The sequence below is a fragment of the Selenomonas ruminantium AC2024 genome, assembly GCF_000687995.1.
GTDB classification, from domain to species: Bacteria; Bacillota; Negativicutes; order Selenomonadales; family Selenomonadaceae; genus Selenomonas_A; species Selenomonas_A ruminantium_B.
The window spans coordinates 2,759,656-2,779,145 of record NZ_JIAC01000001.1; the positions used below are offsets into that span (position 1 = coordinate 2,759,656).

16 protein-coding genes are annotated in these 19,490 nt (G+C 51.6%); 2 read left to right on the forward strand and 14 right to left on the reverse strand.

Annotation, left to right across the window (positions count from 1 at the left end):
- The gene (locus P157_RS0113115) at positions 1-1,509 is read right to left on the reverse strand and encodes a type II and III secretion system protein family protein (RefSeq protein WP_026761402.1); all 1,509 of its coding nucleotides are present in this window, start codon (positions 1,507-1,509) and stop codon (positions 1-3) included.
- 1 nt (position 1,510) lies between these two features.
- Positions 1,511-2,452 carry a Flp pilus assembly protein CpaB gene (gene cpaB / locus P157_RS0113120; RefSeq protein ID WP_026761403.1) on the reverse strand — a complete coding sequence of 314 codons (942 nt, stop codon included), beginning with the start codon at positions 2,450-2,452 and terminating at the stop codon, positions 1,511-1,513.
- Between the two features lie 292 nt (positions 2,453-2,744).
- On the opposite strand from cpaB, the gene P157_RS0113125 reads away from it, so the two are divergent.
- The gene (locus P157_RS0113125) at positions 2,745-3,386 is read left to right on the forward strand and encodes a prepilin peptidase (protein ID WP_072000159.1); all 642 of its coding nucleotides are present in this window, start codon (positions 2,745-2,747) and stop codon (positions 3,384-3,386) included.
- Here P157_RS0113125 and P157_RS0113130 read toward each other — a convergent pair.
- From P157_RS0113130 to P157_RS0113145, 4 genes are read right to left on the reverse strand one after another with little or no spacing between them, the layout of a single operon-like run.
- Positions 3,372-4,589 carry an ABC transporter permease gene (locus tag P157_RS0113130; protein ID WP_026761405.1) on the reverse strand — a complete coding sequence of 406 codons (1,218 nt, stop codon included), beginning with the start codon at positions 4,587-4,589 and terminating at the stop codon, positions 3,372-3,374. The two genes, P157_RS0113125 and P157_RS0113130, sit on opposite strands and share 15 nt — an antisense overlap.
- The gene (locus tag P157_RS0113135) at positions 4,579-5,301 is read right to left on the reverse strand and encodes an ABC transporter ATP-binding protein (protein ID WP_026761406.1); all 723 of its coding nucleotides are present in this window, start codon (positions 5,299-5,301) and stop codon (positions 4,579-4,581) included. Before P157_RS0113135 ends, P157_RS0113130 begins: the two co-directional genes overlap by 11 nt.
- Positions 5,302-5,320: 19 nt before the next feature.
- A complete protein-coding gene (locus tag P157_RS0113140; RefSeq protein WP_026761407.1) occupies positions 5,321-6,451 on the reverse strand; it encodes an efflux RND transporter periplasmic adaptor subunit in 1,131 nt (376 codons plus the stop codon).
- Positions 6,448-7,860, reverse strand: coding sequence for a TolC family protein (locus tag P157_RS0113145; protein WP_026761408.1), 1,413 nt, complete (start codon positions 7,858-7,860; stop codon positions 6,448-6,450). The genes P157_RS0113140 and P157_RS0113145 overlap by 4 nt, the downstream gene beginning before the upstream one ends.
- A 158-nt stretch (positions 7,861-8,018) precedes the next feature.
- On the opposite strand from P157_RS0113145, the gene recQ reads away from it, so the two are divergent.
- On the forward strand, positions 8,019-9,806 hold the full coding sequence (gene recQ, locus P157_RS0113150; RefSeq protein WP_026761409.1) for a DNA helicase RecQ: 1,788 nt from the start codon (positions 8,019-8,021) through the stop codon (positions 9,804-9,806).
- Between the two features lie 647 nt (positions 9,807-10,453).
- On the opposite strand, the gene P157_RS0113155 is transcribed toward recQ, so the two are convergent.
- From P157_RS0113155 to P157_RS0113190, 8 genes are all read right to left on the reverse strand, one after another.
- Positions 10,454-11,674 (reverse strand): NAD(P)-dependent oxidoreductase, encoded by a 1,221-nt coding sequence (locus P157_RS0113155; RefSeq protein ID WP_026761410.1) that lies wholly within the window; start codon positions 11,672-11,674, stop codon positions 10,454-10,456.
- A 31-nt stretch (positions 11,675-11,705) separates the two neighbouring features.
- Positions 11,706-12,497, reverse strand: coding sequence for a gluconate 5-dehydrogenase (locus tag P157_RS0113160; protein ID WP_080695461.1), 792 nt, complete (start codon positions 12,495-12,497; stop codon positions 11,706-11,708).
- A gap of 13 nt (positions 12,498-12,510) precedes the next feature.
- Entirely contained in the window at positions 12,511-13,353 is an 843-nt protein-coding gene (gene kduI / locus P157_RS0113165) for a 5-dehydro-4-deoxy-D-glucuronate isomerase (protein WP_026761412.1), read from the reverse strand.
- A 3-nt stretch (positions 13,354-13,356) separates the two neighbouring features.
- The gene (locus tag P157_RS0113170; RefSeq protein WP_026761413.1) at positions 13,357-14,304 is read right to left on the reverse strand and encodes a sugar kinase; all 948 of its coding nucleotides are present in this window, start codon (positions 14,302-14,304) and stop codon (positions 13,357-13,359) included.
- A gap of 29 nt (positions 14,305-14,333) precedes the next feature.
- Complete coding sequence (locus tag P157_RS0113175) at positions 14,334-15,170, reverse strand: sugar phosphate isomerase/epimerase family protein (protein ID WP_026761414.1); 837 nt, start codon at positions 15,168-15,170, stop codon at positions 14,334-14,336.
- 105 nt (positions 15,171-15,275) lie between these two features.
- Positions 15,276-16,379: a glycoside hydrolase family 88/105 protein gene (locus P157_RS0113180; protein WP_026761415.1), complete on the reverse strand. Its 1,104-nt coding sequence runs from the start codon at positions 16,377-16,379 to the stop codon at positions 15,276-15,278.
- Between the two features lie 44 nt (positions 16,380-16,423).
- Positions 16,424-17,956, reverse strand: a complete 1,533-nt coding sequence (locus tag P157_RS0113185; RefSeq protein WP_026761416.1) for an MFS transporter — start codon at positions 17,954-17,956, stop codon at positions 16,424-16,426.
- A gap of 38 nt (positions 17,957-17,994) precedes the next feature.
- Positions 17,995-19,479 carry a glycoside hydrolase family 28 protein gene (locus tag P157_RS0113190; RefSeq protein ID WP_026761417.1) on the reverse strand — a complete coding sequence of 495 codons (1,485 nt, stop codon included), beginning with the start codon at positions 19,477-19,479 and terminating at the stop codon, positions 17,995-17,997.
- Between the last annotated feature and the right edge of the window lie 11 nt (positions 19,480-19,490).

Sequence of the window (19,490 nt, forward strand, 5' to 3'; positions counted from 1 at the left end):
TTAATTGCCCTGACTGCCACTTACCGGCATGATATTGTCTAAGGGACTGGTTTCATCCTGAACCGCTACCTTTTTCTTCTTGTCCGGCTTCTCCGGAATGGGGCCGTTCACATCCACACTCTGCATATCCCGCACTTCACGGCGGCTGTCGTTGAAGTAATCCGCCATCTTATCCGACATCTTCACTTCCGTACGCTCATTAACCACCCGCGGCGTCAACAGAATCATGATTTCCGATTTCTGACGGCTGTCATTGTGATATTTGAACAGCTCACCCAAGATGGGAATATCGCCTAACAAAGGCACCTTCTGTACGATTTTGCTATCCTCGGAATTTAAGAGACCGCCGATAGCCATGGTCATGCCCGAAGGAATATTCACAACGGTCTGAGCAGAACGCGTAGACAATCCCGGCATATTATAGCCGTTGGCTGAAACACTGTTTGTCCAATCCAAACGGCTGACTTCCGCATTGATTTTCGCGGTAATATTTCCCTGTTTATCCACCGTAGGATTGATGAGGTTCAAGGAAATACCATAAGGTTTGTATTCTACCGTAATATTGTTGCTCGAAGAAGATGCAACTGGGTAAGGAATCTGACCGCCTACCAGAATGCCGGCAGACTTGCCACTCATGGTCGTAATATTGGGGCGGGAAACTACGCGAGCCTTGCCCTGCTCCACGAGCAGTTTAAGCTGGGCATTAATCTTGGAAAAATGCGTATAGAGCCAGTTCCGGTTATACCAATGGCTTCCCTTGGAGCGCTGAGCACCAAAACTTTCACCTGCGTAGAAAGTTCCCGGTTCATTCAGCGTTATGCCTCCCGTCGTACTGCCGTCCGTCGTCTGCGACGAATAAGTTATCCCTAATTTCTTTGCCTCATCGGAATTAATCTCGATAACCAGGGCTTCCATATTTATTTGGTCAGGATTCTCCATATCCAGAAGGTTAATAACCCGCGCACTGCTGTCTCTCTGCTCCTCTGTCGTTACTGACGTCGTAACCGTACTCGAACCGCTTTTGCCCAAATTCATCGTATCACTTTTGGTATTCGTGGGGTCATCTCCCACATAAAGGCAGGCAACCTTGAAGGCTAAATCCTTTTCATACTGATTATTGACTGTGCCGCGCAAAAGCACTCTGTTGTTTACCATCTGCACGGTCACGCCCGGCAAATTAATAGCCTTTTCAATGGCTGCGGCCAGACCTTTATCTTCATTATTTACGCTGACGGTGAAATCCTGACGCATTCCATTTGCCGTCCAGACGTTTATTGTCGTGGTTCCCTGCTTTATCGCTACGATATTGATGGCAAACTTGCCCAGTTCCTGCACATCAGCAATCTTGGGGTTGCCGACAGCTACTCTTGTAATCGCGCTGTTGGTGCTCAAATAATAAGCCTGATTAACACCGAGCCACAAAGGCTGTGCATAGGCATAAGCCGGAGCCGGTGCCATGATAGTAGTCACCGCTGCCATTCCCAGCGCGATTTTCGTTCCTGTATACAATTTAGTCCTCCCTGTTATTCTTCGTACCACGGATTATGGTAAAACTTCCACTCTGTGCTGCAGGCTTAGCAGGCTGCGCGCTGGCAGCTGCCGGAGCAGGCGCTGGTGCCGGAGCAGGTGCTGGTTTTGGCGCACTAGCCTTCGGCGCCGTTTCCATCTTGCGTTCACCGGGAATCACATAATCCGTATTAATCGTAAAAATATCCGTGGGAGCTACAGGACGAAGCACCAGATAAATCGTTCCCTTCTGGGAAGCCGTTGCTACTTTGAGCGCCTCATCCAGCGGCAGGGCCAACGTTGCTGTAGCCATAGCATCGCCGCTGCCCTTAATGGCACCTTCATTGCCATCTTTCTTGCTGTCAGCAGATTTTTTCTCGTCCACTTCTGCCGCCGAGCCGCCCGTCTTATTAATGGCCAGGAGCTGCACATTCTGCAAGAGAATTTCGCCCCGCAGGCCGCTTTCCTTCGTTCCGGAAACCACCATTACATCCACATAATCGCCTGGTTTTGCAAAGCCAGAAACACCGGTAATATCGGTAATTGCTACAGACACCGCGCGGCAGTTGGGAGGAATCGTTCCGGTAAACCCAGCCATGCGAACATCCGCATAAACTTTTTTCGTGGTCAGAATATCACCCTGCTGAATCGCAACGCTCGTGGGGCTGCCCGTAATCTCGCCTACCTCACGCACGGCTTCGGCAGGTACCACATCAGCCGGCATATCCACGACTTTCAGCATATTATCCTTGATAATCGTGCGTTCTGGAATATCCTGCTTGGCTACTACAACCTTCACCATCTCTACCTTAGGTCCATCCTGAGCAGAACTTTCTGTGCCGGATAATGACATATACACCATCAATCCCAACAGACAACTGACAAATACAGCCAGCGACACCCACTGCTTATAGGTAAGTTTTGTTTCCAACAACCACTTTTTCATCTGTTCCCATCCTTAAAATGCGACTACCTCGGCGTTCTAAGAGATGCATCTAGGCTTTTAGTCTCAAACGCCTTAATCTTTCCTTAAAGTTTCTCTAATCACTTTCTAATGAATTGTTAACAGAATAACACCTTTATATCGGAAAAGTCAACACTTTTCCGGTTATTTTTTGTAAATTGTAGTAAAATAGGTGATAAATCATATGAATTCCCCCATATCTAAACTAAGACTTAAGTCCCTAGCATTTGCTTTTTTTGCCCATTAACGGTAAACTAGGCTTGAGGTGAGATTCATGTTGTTCATACTAAAACTATTCATAGCCGTTATTTGTGCTGTAAGTGGTGCTATCGCAGGCAATCACTGGATTGCAAAACTCTATCGCACAAAAGAAAATATTCTCAGCTTTCCCCATAAGATTTTTGCCCAACACGAAAGCCGCAAGCGTTATCTGCCTGGCGTGCTCGGAATGCTTATGGCTTTCTATTTACTAAATATTAGTTCTACAGTCCTAAGTCATTTTTTTGGCTTGTTTTTCATCTATTTCCTTATTCTCTTTACTTTTACTGACTTCGAGCAAGAGGTTATTTTCGATGTCATGTTACTCCCTTTTGCACTACTAGGACTTCTTTCCTCTATTCTTAACGGTTATCCCGTACTCGACCATCTCGCTGCGGGATTGGGCGGCGGCATCCTGTTCCTGGTGCTGGCCATCCTGACCCGCGGGGGCATTGGCGGCGGTGATATCAAACTGATTGCCGCCTTGGGACTGTGGCTCGGCAGCAGCCAGCTTCTCGATGTCATTGTCATGGGATTGATTGCCGGCGGCATTGGTGCGTTCCTGCTCATGAAATTTGCGCATAAAAAAAAGACCGATACTTTTGCGTATGGTCCTTTTTTTACAGTTGCTGCATTGCTGCAGTTATTCGTATCGTAATGCCTCAATGGGGTCGAGCTTAGCTGCTTTTCGCGCAGGATAGATGCCAAAGAACAGACCAATGCCCACGGAAAAGATAAACGATATGATAATCGGGGTGATGGTGATAACCGTCGTGAAGTTGCCCACTTTGGCAATGATTTGTGAGACACCGCAGCCGACAATGATACCAATTATGCCGCCGATTATGCCAATGACCATGGATTCAATGAGGAACTGGGTCATGATGTTCATAAAAGTAGCGCCCAAAGCCTTGCGAATACCAATTTCCCTCGTACGCTCGGTGACGGACACCATCATGATATTCATGATGCCGATACCGCCAACAATCAGGGAAATTCCGGCGATTGCGCCCAGCAGCAGGGTCAGCATGGAGGTGGACTGATTCACCGTTTCCATCAGGCTCGTGAGGTTGCGGACGTTGAAATCATCATCCTTGCCCGCAAGGATATGATGACGGGAGCGCAGAAGATTTTCAATTTCAGCCTGCACCTGCTCCATCTTTTCCTGACTGGAAACCTGCACGTTGATGGACTGGACATAGGTAATGCCCAACATGCGTTCCTGCGCCGTGGTCAAGGGAATGTAAATCACATCATCCTGGTCCTGTCCCACAGAGGACTGACCCTTGGATTCCAACAGGCCGATAACCTTGAAGGGCTGATTGTTAATACGGATATTCTTGCCCACCGGATTTTCCTTGGCAAAGAGATTAGACGCAACCGTGGTGCCGATTACGGCCACGCGGTTGCGTTTATTCATATCATCCGCAGTGATAAAGGAACCGTAGCCGATGGTCAGCGAGCGGATGGACATAAATTCTGCCGTTACGCCCTGCACACTGGTTTTCCAGTTGTTATTGCCATAGACAATCTGATAGGACGAGGACACCGAAGGCGACACATAATCAATATTTTTGATTTTATCCTTGATGGCCTTGGCATCGTCATATTTCAGCGTCTGCATGGAGCCGGCCGCACCGCGCACGCCGCCTCTATTGGAGGAGCCTGGCGAGATAATCAGCATGTTGGAGCCGAGGCTCGCAATGGAGTTCGTGACATTACTGCGCACGCCCATGCCGACGGACACCAACGCAATCACAGCGGCCACACCGATAATGATGCCCAGCATGGTGAGCAGGCTGCGCATTTTATTGGCGTAGAGGGAAGTCAGCGCCATCTGGAAGCTTTCACTAAATAACATCCATCACCACGCCCCTTCCTTCGTCCCGGGTGATTTTTCCATCCCGCACCAACAGCTGACGGCTGGCACAGGCAGCAATTTCCGGCTCATGGGTAACGAGAATTATGGTACGGCCCATGCCGTGCATCTTCTGGAAAATCTCCATGATTTCCTTGGTGGATTTCGTATCGAGATTACCGGTCGGTTCATCGGCCATAATGATATGCGGGTCATTGACGAGTGCCCGGGCGATGGCCACGCGCTGCCGCTGACCGCCGGAAAGTTCATTGGGCTGATGTTCCGCCCGGTCGGCAAGGCCCACTGCTTCTAAAAAGTGCATGGCCTTTTCCAGCCGTTCCTTGCGCCCCACGCCGGAATAAACCAACGGCAGGGCCACGTTTTCGAGTGCCGAAATGCGGGACAACAGATTGAAGTTCTGAAAGACAAAGCCGATTTTCTTGTTGCGGGTAACTGCCAGCTTATCATCGCTGAGGCCAGCTACTTCCTGACCGTCCAGTTTATAAGAGCCGACCGTGGGACGGTCAAGGCAGCCCAGAATATTCATCAATGTGGATTTGCCGGAACCGGAGGGTCCCATCAGGGCGGCAAATTCGCCCTGATAGATGTTGGTGGTGATGCCGTCCAAGGCTGCCACCGTTTCCCCGCCGATTTTGTAAAGTTTTTTGATATCCTTCAGCTGGATGGTGGCAATTCGCTTTTCGTTGTTCGTCATCGCGTTCTTACCACCTTCCTCACATTGGTGGTGGGCCGCCACGGTCGTTCTTTTTTGAGCTGGAAGTTGTAGAGGCTTTCGCTACATAAGTGCTGACTACCTGTTCTCCTTCCGAAAGGCCTTCCAGAATTTCCACGTATTCATCGCTGTAGATGCCGGTGGACACATAGCGGTTTTCCTGCGTGCCATCGTCATTTTTCACGATGACATAAGAGCCGTGGGTATCGGTTTTGAGAGTGGACAAAGGCACCACCAGCGCATCATTCTTCTCGGCGGTGTTGATTTCCACCCGGGCGGTCATGGCTGGCAGGAGCACATTTTCCGGGTCATCCACATCGAGCGTCACATAGTAGTAGATAACGCTGGCGGAGGAACTGCTCGAAGATGAGCTGCTCGAAGTATTGACATTCCAGCTGTTGCTGGTATCGGTCTGGGATATCTTGGACACTCTTGCCGTAAAGGTCTTGCCGTTGAAACTGTCCACGGTAAAGGTTGCGGACTGGCCTACCTTCACATTGCCGATATCCGTTTCATCCACCTTGGCCAGAATCTGCTTGCTGGACATATCCGCAATGCGCATGATGACCGTAGGGCTGCTGTTGCCCTGCACCGCCATGGTACCTGCAGTCTGTGGCTGACCGACCACGACGCCGGACATGGGCGCCACAATCGTCATTTCGCTCATATTGGACTGGGATTCAGCCAGCGAAGAAAGTGCCGTGTCGTAATTCATTTTGGCATCTTCCAAATCGGACTGCGTTTTGGCGCCAATACTGTAAAGATAGCTGACGCGGTCATACTTGGCCTTGGTATTGGTGACCTTGTACTGGGCCTGATTGCGCTTTTCCTCGTAATCCTTGGCATCCAAAGTCGCGATAGTTTGGCCTGCCGTCACGGTGTCGTTTTCCTTGACGAGCACTTCCTTAATGCGGGCCGTAACCTTGGAGCTGACTTCGACGCTGTTCACCGGCTTAATCGTGCCCGTGGCCGAAACGGTGGATTTCACATTCATGCGGGTGACGGGTACCGTCTCCACCGCCGCTGCCTTCTTGGCCGCCTGCTGGCCTTGATAGTATTGGTAGCCATACACCGCCGCACCGATTATCAAGACGGCGGCTATGGCTGCTTTTATTTTCCAATTCAGCTTCATTTATTTCCCTCATTTCCTGCCAGTTCTTCCGCTACTTTGCGGGTACTGTCCACGGTGGTATCATTGCGGCTGCCCAGGCGGGACTGGGCAAGCGCTGCATCTGCATCCGTTTCCAGAAGGGCCGCGGCCTGCTTTTCCTCGGCCGTCAGCTCAACTCCCATGGCGTTTTCCACGGTGGCCTTGTAGCGGGCGTAATCGTACTGGGCGCTGATGTAATTGAGCCGCGCCGTGGACAGAGCTTCCTGCGCATCGATAATATCGAGCATAAGCCCTTCACCAGCACGGTATTTCTCGCGGGCGATGAAAGCATCTTCCTCCGCCTGATGCACGGCATCCTGCGTGGAATTGAAACGCTTTTCTGCCTCGCGCATATTGTAATAAGCCTGCCGCACTGCCAAATCAATGGCCTCTTTGTCTTTGAGGTAATTGAGCTTGGCCACATCCCGGCTGGTTTCGGCAGTCTTTACCTGCGCACGGGTCACACCACTGTCAAAAATACTCCAGCTGAGTCCCACCGAAGCAGTAGCCCCATGGCTGTTCTCACTGCTCGGATGGAATTTCTGACTGCTGTTAAGCCCCACCGACAGATTCAGCGTTGGCAGATAGCCAGCCTTTGCTTCCTTAATGGCCTGCTCCTGCTGTTCGAGCTTGTTCTTGTCCACCAACAAATCCTTGCGATTGCGGTATGCATAATCAAGGCAGGTACCCATATCCCGGTCAAAAGCCAGATAGGAAAAATCCGTGGTGAGATTCAAGGGCTCACTGCGGTCTATGTTCAGATAATTGCGCAGGTCTGCCAGCTCCAATTCGTAGCTGTTTTCTGCTTTAATCAAATTCTGTCTGGCATTGCTTAACTCCACCTGCGAACGGATTACATCGATTCTGGCCTTGGAACCAGCTGCATAAAGCTGACTGACGTTGGTAAAGTGCTCCTGATACTTGTCCACGGTTTCCTGGCGCACACCCACGGTCTTTTGGGCTTCCAGGGCATCATAGTAAGACTTGATGACATTGAGCTTCAAGACTTCCTGTGCCCGTTGGGTTTCGAGGCTGGCCGATTCCACGCCGATTTTGGCCTTTTTGATGTTCGCCTGATTCTTGCCGCCGCTGTACAGAGGCATCTTGCCCGAAAGGCTCAGACTGTTACTGTCCTGACGGTCAGAACCGCTGGTCTTGCTCGTACTAAGGCTGTCGCTCAGCCCTACCGTTACACCGTTATTGCCCTGTGCTTCTTCCAGCGCATATTTCGCGGTATCTTCTCCTTTTTGGGTGACCTTGAGTCCTGTATTCTGCGCAAGCGCCATATTGATGGCCTCCTGCAGGCTCAAGTCCGCCGCCTGAGCTCCGGGACTTGCCAAAAGCAGGGCCATAAAGGGCACGCCTGCCTTTATCCAACGCTTTAATTTCATGAAGATTTCCTCCCCAATATTATTTCCTTTCACATCTTTCTATTTTACCACATTTTATTATTTCCGTGGCGCAATTTGGTGTATTCTATGATAGAATAGATACGTTGTAATTCTATGAGAAACAGATTAAATTTGCATTAGAAATAGGTGTATTTTTCGTGGAAAATCCATATTTTGCTGAAGCGCAGAATCTCCTGCGCAAATATTACGGTTATCCCGACTTCCGCCCCGCCCAAAAACCTGTGGTGGAAAGCCTCTTGCGGGGTTCTGACACATTGGCCATCATGCCCACGGGTGCGGGCAAGAGCATCTGCTTTCAGCTGCCCGCGCTGGTATTCCCAGGCATTACCCTTGTCATCTCACCGCTTATCTCCCTGATGAAAGACCAGGTGGATGCGCTGGCCGAGCAGGGCGTACCCGCTACCTATATCAACAGCCAGTTGACCCTTGAGCAATCAAACGCCCGCTTCAGCGCCATTGCCGAAGGCCGCTACAAGCTCATCTATGTGGCCCCGGAACGGCTAGACACCGACTACTTCCGCTACATCATCGAACGGCAGGAAATCTCCATGGTGGCCGTGGATGAAGCCCACTGTCTCTCCCAATGGGGCCATGACTTCCGCCCCAGCTACCGGCAGATTGCCCCCTTTATTGCAGGACTCCCCCGCCGTCCGCTGGTCAGCGCTTTTACCGCTACGGCCACACCGGAAGTCAAAGAGGACATCATCAGCCTCTTGCACCTGCGCCAGCCGCGGATTCATGTCACGGGCTTTGACCGTCCCAACCTCTATTTTGAAGTGCGCCGCGGCGAGGATAAGAAGAAATTTATCGAAAAATACCTGAAAGCACATAAGGAGGAGGCCGGCATTATTTACGCCGCCACCCGCAAGGAAGTGGACAGCCTCTACGAACACCTCAAAAAGAAAAAGTTTGCCGTAGGACGCTACCATGCAGGCCTGTCCGACAAACAGCGCAATCAGGCACAGGATGATTTTCTCTACGACAACGTGCAGGTCATTGTGGCCACCAACGCCTTTGGCATGGGAATTGACAAGTCAAATGTCCGCTATGTCATCCACTACAATATGCCGAAAAACATCGAAGCCTACTATCAGGAAGCAGGCCGTGCGGGGCGCGATGGCGAACCCGGCAGCTGTATTCTGCTCTACTCACCGCAGGACGTCATGACGCAGAAATATCTGATTGACGTGTCAATCGAAAACGAGGAACGCAAGGCGCACAACCTCGGCACTCTGCAAAAGATGGTGGACTACTGCCATACGCCGGAATGCCTGCGGCATTTCATCATCAGTTACTTTGGTGATACGAGTGCGGAGGTGACCTGCGATAATTGCGGCAACTGCAAGGCCGGGCTCGAAAAAAACGATGTGACCATCGATGCCCAGAAGGTCTTTTCCTGCGTCTACCGCATGCACGAGCGCTTCGGTCTGACGCTTGTCGCACAGGTGCTCAAAGGCTCCAGCGACAAACGGGTAAAGGAACTCCATTTCGATAAGCTCTCGACCTTCGGCCTTATGAAGGAACGGACGCTGGCTGACATCAAGCTATTAATTCAGCGCTTTATCGCCACGGACTACTTAGGCCTGACCGAAAGCAAATTCCCCGTGGTCACGCTCAAGCCCGCCGCCTATCCCGTCCTCAAAGGACAGGAAAAAGTCTGGCAGGCCGTACCCAAACCGGAGAATGAAAAGGAACCCGCAGCACCAGAACTCTTCGACCATTTGCGCCACCTGCGCAAGGAAATCGCCACCCGCGAACACGTCCCACCCTATGTGGTCTTTTCCGACGCCACCCTCAAAGACATGTGCCGCGTCCAGCCCGCCACACTCGATGAAATGCTGGATGTAAAAGGTATCGGCGAAATGAAGCTGCATAAATACGGACAGGAATTTCTGGATTGCATCAAAGCCCATAAAAGTTCGTGATAAAGGTATCTTGGTCATACGTAGTTTGGGGCCGAATGGGGGAGTAATTTTTCTGTTTTCCGCTAAACGACCCCCTCGCAAAATAAAGCTGTCCAGTTACCTGCGCCGGGCAGGCCAACGGCGCTGCTTTCAGCGTATTTTCTTAGCTTTCTCCTACATGGGGCCGGCCTTCACTGCGTTCAGGCAGTCGCTCCCTACAGAAAAATTACTCCCCCATTCGACCCAAGTCACGACCTATACGATTGCCACGAACTCGTTGCTCCCATAACAAGAACATCGATGTACTTGCTCCTTATTACTGCGAAGATGGCGTTTTATACGGACTTCGCTTAGGGCGGAGGTAGTGATGCTTTTCGCCGTGGAACGACTGTCCGAACGCTGTGAGGACTGGCCCACAAACGGCACAGACTAAACACGGGGCTGAACATACGCGCCGCCGGTCTTGCCCGGCGCAGGCAACTATAAGCCCATAAATTTACTTGTGGGTCATTCAGTGCAACGGCGAAAAGTATTACCACCTCCACCCCAACTGAGCTGTAACAAATATAATTAAGCTCGCATTAACATCGACAAACTGCAATTCACTAAAAAGCCCGCTGACATTTTGTCAGCGGACTTTTTACGTTACGGATATTTCTTATAACCACTCAGCTTATAGATTGCAAATAAGCATCCATTTGCCCTGCCACTTCTTTGGCGGCTTTAGCTGCCTGCACTACATTCCATGGGCCGGTGACGACATCACCGGCTGAAAAGATTCCCGGACGTGTAGTCTGTCCATGTTCATCTACAGCCACCAGCCCCTTATCATTCACATCCAGTCCCGAGGTCGTATTCACCAGCTTGTCCTTAGGCTGCTGACTGACGGCGATAATGGTGCTGTCAGCAGGAGCCAGTTCCGGTTGTCCCTGACTGATTATTTCGCCAGTCTCAGAAAATTCCCGTTTGACAAAGACAGGCCCCTGTTCTGTAATCTTCTCCACAGCCATGCCATAGAGCATCTCTGCGCCATCGGCGATGGCATAATCCAGTTCCCGCTGGCTGGCCGTGACATGATTGCTGCGCGCATAGATGGTGACGAAACGGCTGCCCTGCCGCAAAGCCGTGCGGGCCGCATCCATGGCCGAATTGCCGGCCCCAATCACCGCCACCCGCTCGCCTAACGCATAGGCGCCGGGATTTTGCAGATAATCAATGGCATAATGGACATTGCCCAAGCTCTCTCCGGGTACCCCCAAACGCCGTGCCCGCCAAGTCCCCGTACCAATGAAAATGGCCTGATAACCATCGCTGATCAGATCATCCAGATGCAAAGCTCCGCCAATGGTGGTATGCGGCCGGATATGAATGCCCAACAGGCGCATTTTTTCCTTGTAGCGGCTCAGAATCGTGCGCGGCAGGCGAAAGTCCGGAATGCCATAACGCATCATACCGCCGATATGACTCTTGCGCTCAAAGATGGTCACATCATAACCTTTCTGTGCCATCTCCACCGCCACCACCAGTCCCGCAGGGCCGCTGCCGATTACCGCTACCCGCTGTCCCTTGGGCGGCTGTTTTTCCAGTTGCAGCTTCTCAAAGAAGCCATTGGATATATAATGCTCAATACTGGAAATCTGCACCGCACTGCCCTTGCGCCCCTGAACGCAATGCCCTTCGCATTGTTTTTCATGGTCGCAGACCAGCGAGCAGATTATGCTCATGGGATTGTTGGCAAATAACATCGCTGCGGCTTCATTCCCCTGACCGGCTAGGAACAGCCGAATCATTTCCGGGATATTGGTGCCAATGGGACAACCTTGCAGCTGACACATTGGCTTCTTGCATTGCAGGCAACGTCTCGCTTCATTGATTACATGGACTGCCATTAGGATTCACCTCTGCACGTTTTTCTTTGTCTCAGGGCTGCTTGCCGATATAGGCCAGAATCCCCCCATCCACATAAAGGATATGGCCGTTGACAAAGTTTGAGGCATCCGAGGCTAAGAAGATGGCCGGACCTTCCAAATCCTCTGTGGTTCCCCAGCGGTTAGCCGGCGTCTTGGCCAGAATGAACTCATTGAAAGGATGTCCCGGCGTGCGCAGCGGAGCCGTCTGCGGCGTGGCGATATAGCCCGGGCCAATGCCATTGCACTGGATATTGGCATTGCCATACTCCGAGCAGATGTTGCGCGTCAACATCTTGAGGCCGCCCTTGGCAGCTGCATAAGCCGATACCGTTTCCCGGCCCAGTTCGCTCATCATGGAGCAGATATTGATAATCTTGCCATGGCCTTTTTTCAGCATGCCTGGAATCACGGCCTTGGATACGATGAACGGTGCGTTGAGGTCGATATCCACCACCTGCCGGAAGTCCTCAGCCGACATCTCCAGCATGGGAATGCGTTTGATGATGCCAGCATTATTCACGAGAATATCAATGGTGCCCAGTTCCTTTTCGATATCGGCCACCATCTTCTGCACTTCATCTTCCTTCGTCACATCGCAGTAATAACCCTTTGCCTCGATGCCTTCGGCCTTGTAAGCAGCCAAGGCTTCCTCCATATGCTTTTCACCACGGCAGTTGAAAGCGATTTTAGCCCCAGCCTTGGCATAGGCTTTGGCAATGGCAAAACCAATGCCATAAGCTGCACCGGTCACCAGTGCCACCTTGCCGTCCAGCGAGAATTGTTTCAGGTATTCCATATCCATCTCTATGCGCTCCTTATCTCAGTTCCGTATTCTTGATGTGGTCCATATCGTCAAAAGCCTTGTTCTCGCCGCCCATAGCCCAGATAAACGTATAGTTGACGGTGCCGCAGCCGGCATGGATGCTCCAGGACGGACTGATGATGGCCTGTTCGTTCTGCATCACCACATGGCGGGTTTCCTGCGGTTCGCCCATCATATGGAACACCACTTCATTTTCCGGAATCTCGAAGTAGAAATAGATTTCCATGCGGCGCTCATGCGTATGGGCCGGCATGGTATTCCAGACACTGCCCGGCTCTAGTGAAGTCATCCCCATCGAGAGCTGGCAGGTTTCCAGAACGTCCGGATGGATAAACTGATTGATGGTGCGCTTATTGCTGGTCTTGGCATCCCCACAGGGAACCTTGTTGGCATCCTTGATGGTCAGAAGTTTTGTCTGGCAGGCCTTATGGGCGGGTGCCGAAACCATGTAGAACTTGGCCGGCCTATCGCCATCCTGACTCTTGAAGGTAACCTGCTTCGTGCCCATGGTGATATAGAGGCAGTCTTTATATCCCAATTCGTAGGTCACGCCATCTGCCGTAATCGTGCCAGCGCCGCCTACGTTGAAGATACCGATTTCCCGGCGCTCCAGGATGAACTTCGTACCGAAATTGTGCCAGACATCAATGCCCTTATCCAGCGGCACTTCCTCCTTGACCGGCATGCAGCCAAAGGTCACCATGCGGTCCACATGGGAGTAAACGGCTGTTACCATATCGGCGCGGAACAGGTTTTCCATCAAGAACTCCTGCCGTACTTCCTCCGTCGTATAACGCTTGAAATCTCTCTGATTTGCCGAATAACGAATATCCATTGTTCAAACTGCCTCCATAAAATGTTGTAATTCCGTACGATTGGGCAAGCCCTCATTGTCACCTGCTGACATGATGGCTAATGCACCAATCGCAGCGCCGCGCAGTGCGGCTTCTTCCAGCGTCCTGCCCTCCAGCAGAGCCGATACAGTCCCCACGGCGAAACCATCCCCGGCTCCTACCGTATCCACCACATGTTCCACCCGGAAGGACGGCGCAATAAATTCCTTGCCTTCCCGCTCCTTGCCATAGGCGCCCTTACTGCCGCCTAATTTAATGACCACAGCCTTGGCTCCACGAGCCAGATAAAAATCTGCTATCTGCTCTGGCTTTTCCAATCCGGTGAGAATCTTGCCTTCGCCCAGTCCCGGCAGAATCAGGTCAGCCTTTCCTGCCAGACGGTTCAAAGTCCTGACCATGACCTTATGAGAAGGCCAGAGAGCCGGCCGCAGGTTGGGGTCGAAGGATACCGTCGCCTCATGAGCATGAGCAGCATCCATGAGCGCTTCCACAGACGCACAGCAGCTGTCAGACAAAGCCGCGGGGATGCCCGTTACATGAACATGCTTCACGCCCTGCCAGTCAATCCCCCGCAAGTCCTCCGGTGCAAAATGGGAAAATGCCGTATGGCGGCGGTAGTTGACCACCAGTGGGTCAGTCCCTTCCGGTGCCATTTCTTTGAACTGCATGCCGGTCAGATGTTCCCGGTCAATCTGCACATAACTGTCCTCAATGCCGTTTTCCTTCAGGAAATCCCGTATATGCTGGCCGATGGGATCACTGCCCACCCGGGATACATAGGACACCGTATGCCCCAGCCGGGAAAGCCCGATGGAAAAATTCACTTCCGCCCCGCATACCAGACGGGTGAATGTCTGTACATCCTTCAACGGCTTTGCCTCCTGTGCCACAAAGAGCCCCATGGGCTCACCAATCGTCAGTACCTCGGCCATAATAATCGTTCCTTTCCTGCCAACTGAACTCAAAGTTCAGCATAAAGTTCTTCCAAATATTTTCGTGCAGTCACAGCATTGTCCGGACGGGTATTTTCCAACGTAGCCTGAATGCCGCATTTTTCCTGCTTCAGATAGGCAAGCAATGGCTTGTAATCCATAAGCCCCGTCCCTGGAGCCATTGCAGTAAGCCCATGCTCCGTTATCTGAAAATCCTTCAGATGGACAACTTCCACATATTCACCAAAACATTCGATTGCCTCGCCAATCACCCGCTCACGCTCCATATAATTCTCCATGGACAGGAGGTTCACGGGGTCAAAGATAATCCGCAGATTCGGTGAAGCCATCTCCCGAATCACCCGTCTGGCCACCTGCGGGTTCCAGACGATATGATTCCAGACCGGTTCGATGGCCAGAAGCGTACCGAAATGTTCCGCTGCTTCTACCACCGGGGCCAGATTATGCAGAAAAGTCTGCAGGGCTGCCTCACTATGGCAAGCTTCCTCATAGTGATAATCCGCATTCGGAGCGCCGGTCTCCGTTCCCACTACTGAGCAATCAAGCGCTTTCGCCATGCGCAGATGTGCAATATAATTCTCCTGAATCTTTTGCAGTTCCTGCGGGTCCGGATGCGCGAGATTCTTATAACATCCCAGCACCGCTACATCCACCTTATGCGCAGAAAATACCTCCCGCAGATGCTTGCCCAATCCAGAGGTCAGTTTTCCCGGACTCATCACAAAGCCCGGTATGGTTTTCTCCAATGCCAGATGCACACAGGAAAATCCCTGACCCCGGGCCCAGGCAGCCCGCTCGGCTAGTGTTCCCGCCCGCATATCATGAAGCCTGATACCTAATTGCAACACAGTAGTCATCCCTTTTCCTTAGCTTGTTCTCTTATGTTTCATACAATTTATTTATATTCTATATTGCTTTCCATAAATCCTCCATTCACAAGCAACTTTCTTTTAGAGGCGTTCATACTCCGCAGCTGCCAGAATGAAGGGCCCTAATCCCTTGGGTTCATTGGTAACAATCGGCTCACTGATATAGTAGGCAAAGGAACCATCACGTTCCCCATATGCCTTGGTGGGCTTGCCGCCCAAACCTGCCACAAAGCAAATCTTATTGAGACAAATGGTTCCCATGGGCGTCTCGGTGATGAACTCATCAATGAGTCCATGATAGGAGAGTTTGGCAAATTCCCGCATGCTCTCCGGCAACCAGCCCATACGCACGCCCTTGAACAGGGCATAGGCAATCATGGACGAGCCGGATGCTTCCACATAATTGCCCGGACGATCGCCGCAATCCGGCACCTGATACCAGACATGTGACTTGGGGCTGGCTACTTTTATCAGCGCTTCCATCGTTTCATTCAGAATCTTGATGAGTTCCGGCTTATATTTATTATCAGCTGGCAGCTCTGCCAAAGTATCCACCAGTGCCATGCAATACCAGCCGATGGAGCGGGCCCAAAAATGCTTGGACAGTCCGGTCAGTTTATTGGCCCAGGGCTGCTGACGGGCATCATCATAGGCATGATACAAAAGACCTGTCTGTTCATCGAGCGTATGCTTGCGGGCAATGATGAACTGCCGGGCAATATCATCATATTCCTCCATGCTGCGGCTGAACTCGCTGACGTATTTGGCATAGAAGGTCGCGCCCATATAGAGGCCGTCCAGCCAGATTTGCTCCGGATAGATTTCCTTGTGCCAGAACACCCCTTCCTTCGTGCGGGGATGATGTTCAATCTGGCTGCGCAGAAGCTCCAGGGCCTTGCGGTATTTTTCCTCATGAGTTTCCTTGTAGATGGTCAGCAGTATCTTGCCATTGTTGAGGTGGTCGATATTGTACTCCTTCACATCATAGCCCCGGATACTGCCATCTTCCCCGATAAACGTATCCATGCAGGACTTGATATAATCGAAGTATTTCCGCTCTCCGGTCTGACGCCAGACCTCCGCAATGCCGTCCAGCGTCAGCCCAAATTCATAAGCCCAATAGCTCGTAAGGTCGGTCTTGCGCTGTATAACGGAATCAGCCATCCACTGTGAGTATTTTTTCATTTTCTTCGTTCTCTCCTAAATATTACAAAAATTAATCGGTGAATTCAGTAGGAATGGGCACTCTTGGGTTCATCATGGACACGCATCAAATCATTGTGCCCGAAGCACTGCTCATACTTCCAGCCCGTCAGGGATTCTACCGCCTTGCGGGTTTCCGGCGTCACATCGGCCATGCTGCCGCCCGAACGGATGCGATGCACCTCATCCACGAGGAGCTTATGATTTTCTTTGGTCAGGGTCAGATTACGGGAAATCAGGTAAACGATAGCGCAGAGAACGATTGGCACCACAATGGTCATAACCAGTACACCATCAATAGCCATAGCCGTCTGCTGGCCAGCGCCCTTTTCAAAACCGAAGAGTGCAAGACCTACGCCCAGCAGGAAACCTTCCGCAGCCGAAGCCAGCTTCGAAAGCAGGCCGTTTACCCCTGTGAAGATACCTTCACGGCGTTCCATGGTAACGGCTTCATCAATGTCAGCCATAAAGGGCAGCTGGAATACGGGGATATAATCCGCACCGGCCTTGCCCACATTGTTGATGATGGCCAGCACCGTCAACCAGACAATCACAGCCTCTTCGCCCATGCTGGACTGATTCTGGAACAGGACATAGTAACCAACCAGCGAAGCCGTCACGATAACACCAACCACTTTGAAAGCGAACGGGCCACCACGGCGATAGCAGATGGTGATGAAGATAGCCAACGCGATAAAGGAAACTAACGTAGCAAAACTCGTGATAATGGAAGTTGCGCTTACAGACAGGGACAAGGCGTAGATTACATAATAGGTGAAAACACCAGCAGCCAGATTCTTATAGATACCGATAAAGAGCATCATGCCGGCATGGAGGCGGAAAGCCCGGATGCGCATGGAAGCGAACACATCATTGACCAATTTGCGCAGTACATGGGATACCGAACCCATTTCTTCCGTATAGTGAATATCCTCGGGAGCACGCTCATAGGTCAGGAAATACATAACAGCCAGGGAGAGGGAAACCACTACGGCATAAGTCAGACCCGTGTAGAAGAAGGCATCCAGATTGCCTTCACCGAAACGCTGGAAGAAGAAAGCCGGGAACAGAAGGGCAATCGTGCTGGCAAAGGTGCCGCAATACTGTTTGGCCGAAACCAGTTTGGTCTTTTCGGCTGCAACCTGCGTCATTTCTGCCGGCAGCGTCGGGCCAGGAACCATTACGCTGGTGAAGACCACTTCGTAAATGATATTGGCAACCACATAGAATTCAAAACTGTGTCCCGGAGTCCAAAGGATTGGATAGGTAATAAGCACCAAAGGGATCCCCGTCAGGATGAAGAACTTGCGCCGCCCGAAGCGTTTGCCCAATCGGGTACGGCCAAAGTTATCACTGATATAGCCCATCACCGGATTGCCAACGGCATCAATACATCTGGCAATGGTAAAGATAAGACCTGCCTGTACAGCGGGAATATCGCAATACATGGTGTAAAACAACATCAGAAATGCGGAACTGAGTGCCTGTGTACCACCACCCAGGAAATTCAAACAGGCATAGCCCAGCACATTCCACCAGGTAACTTTTCTTGTTTCCATCTTGCTCCTCCTAACTCACATCATTAAAACTCCGGCTCTTATCTAACCTGCCCATCAGAGCCAATATCCACCAGCCGGTCCGGCTGACGTTTCCCATTAATCGTCACATTCTCAAAGGCCAGCGCATGTACATTTTCGAGCACCGCCTCCCCCTTCACCCCTTCGAGCTTCATATCCCGGAAGGTGATGTTTTCAATGGGAGCATCGGCAAAACCTTTGAGATAAAAGGCATATTTCGCATCAATGCTGCCGCCTTCTGCCGTCCAAAAACCATCCAGCGTGATATTATCCAGCTGGGGGAGGTTTTCTCCCATATGGCCTTCTTCGTAGAAGAAATCGGCATGCACCACCGCCAGCCGTGCCTTGTTGACCACGCTGTCCCTCACATAGACATTTTCCAGCGTGCCGCCCCGCATGGCGTTGGTCTTGAAGCGGATCGGATAATCGAGGTTGGGGCTGTCGAAGTGATTGCCTGCGGCAAACACATCATGCACGCCGCCGGAAATCTCACTGCCCAGCGTGATGCCGCCATGCCCGTTAGCAAAGCGGTTATGACGGATAATCACATTAGCTGTCGGCACCCCGATACGCCGTCCATCCTCATTGCGCCCGGATTTTATCGCAATGCAGTCATCCCCGGTGAGGAAGTAGCAATCCTCAATCAGCACATTGCGGCTGGATTCCGGATCAATGCCATCATTGTTATAGAGATCCGTCTTAATATGCACACCTTTGATCCAGACATTCTCACAAAGCACCGGATTGATTTCCCAAAAGGGGGAATTGACGATATGCACGCCCATAATGCGGATATCCTTGCTGTTGTAGAACTGGATAAAGGGTGGCCGCAGCGTGGATACATCATCGGCAAAAATCCGCTGACGAACCGGGATTCCCTCTGCACCAGCCTGAAAGAGACGCTGTCGCTGCTTCTCCTGCTCCGGCTCACCAAAGTAACCGAACTTCCAGGGCATCCAGTTGAATTCATCCGCCTGCCCATCCAATGTACCTTGCCCCGTAATGCTGATGTCTTCCGCACCATCCGCATAGATGAACGGCGAGAAGTTCATGCATTCCACGCCTTCCCAGCGGGTATAGCGCAGGGGATAAAAGACATTGCTCTTGTTGCGGATAAAGCAAAGTCTTGCGCCGTCCTCCAGATGCAGCTCCACATGCGACCTGAGTTCCAACGCTCCGGTATACCAGATACCTGCCGGAATTTCCACCCGGCCGCCGCCCGCCTGCGCCATATCATCAATGGCCTGTTGAATAGCCTCACCATGAAATAATACCTGCTGGCGCCGTTCCAGCAGTTTTTCCTGCCGGTAGGCCAAATCTTTCTTCAGCTCATCCTTGCTGCCCTCGTAAGGCCCCCAGGGATGCTCGTAGTAGATTTCCTCCACCGACCGCCAAAGTGCCTGATACCGGCTGTCTGTAATCCGGCAGGCCCTTGTGCGGGGATGCGGCGGCTTGAATCGAGCCAGGATTTCCTCATAAAGTTTTTGATTCCAGGAAAATGCCACGTTTATGACCT

Bases quoted from the DNA above. Each gene is read 5' to 3' on its own strand.
- P157_RS0113140 (WP_026761407.1), bottom strand. From the start codon at position 6,451: ATGAAGCTGAATTGGAAAATAAAAGCAGCCATAGCCGCCGTCTTGATA.
- P157_RS0113135 (WP_026761406.1), bottom strand. From the start codon at position 5,301: ATGACGAACAACGAAAAGCGAATTGCCACCATCCAGCTGAAGGATATC.
- P157_RS0113185 (WP_026761416.1), bottom strand. From the start codon at position 17,956: ATGGAAACAAGAAAAGTTACCTGGTGGAATGTGCTGGGCTATGCCTGT.
- P157_RS0113170 (WP_026761413.1), bottom strand. From the start codon at position 14,304: ATGGCCGAGGTACTGACGATTGGTGAGCCCATGGGGCTCTTTGTGGCA.
- cpaB (WP_026761403.1), bottom strand. From the start codon at position 2,452: ATGAAAAAGTGGTTGTTGGAAACAAAACTTACCTATAAGCAGTGGGTG.
- P157_RS0113145 (WP_026761408.1), bottom strand. From the start codon at position 7,860: ATGAAATTAAAGCGTTGGATAAAGGCAGGCGTGCCCTTTATGGCCCTG.
- P157_RS0113125 (WP_072000159.1), top strand. From the start codon at position 2,745: ATGTTGTTCATACTAAAACTATTCATAGCCGTTATTTGTGCTGTAAGT.
- P157_RS0113160 (WP_080695461.1), bottom strand. From the start codon at position 12,497: ATGGATATGGAATACCTGAAACAATTCTCGCTGGACGGCAAGGTGGCA.
- P157_RS0113130 (WP_026761405.1), bottom strand. From the start codon at position 4,589: ATGTTATTTAGTGAAAGCTTCCAGATGGCGCTGACTTCCCTCTACGCC.
- P157_RS0113155 (WP_026761410.1), bottom strand. From the start codon at position 11,674: ATGGCAGTCCATGTAATCAATGAAGCGAGACGTTGCCTGCAATGCAAG.
- kduI (WP_026761412.1), bottom strand. From the start codon at position 13,353: ATGGATATTCGTTATTCGGCAAATCAGAGAGATTTCAAGCGTTATACG.
- P157_RS0113180 (WP_026761415.1), bottom strand. From the start codon at position 16,379: ATGAAAAAATACTCACAGTGGATGGCTGATTCCGTTATACAGCGCAAG.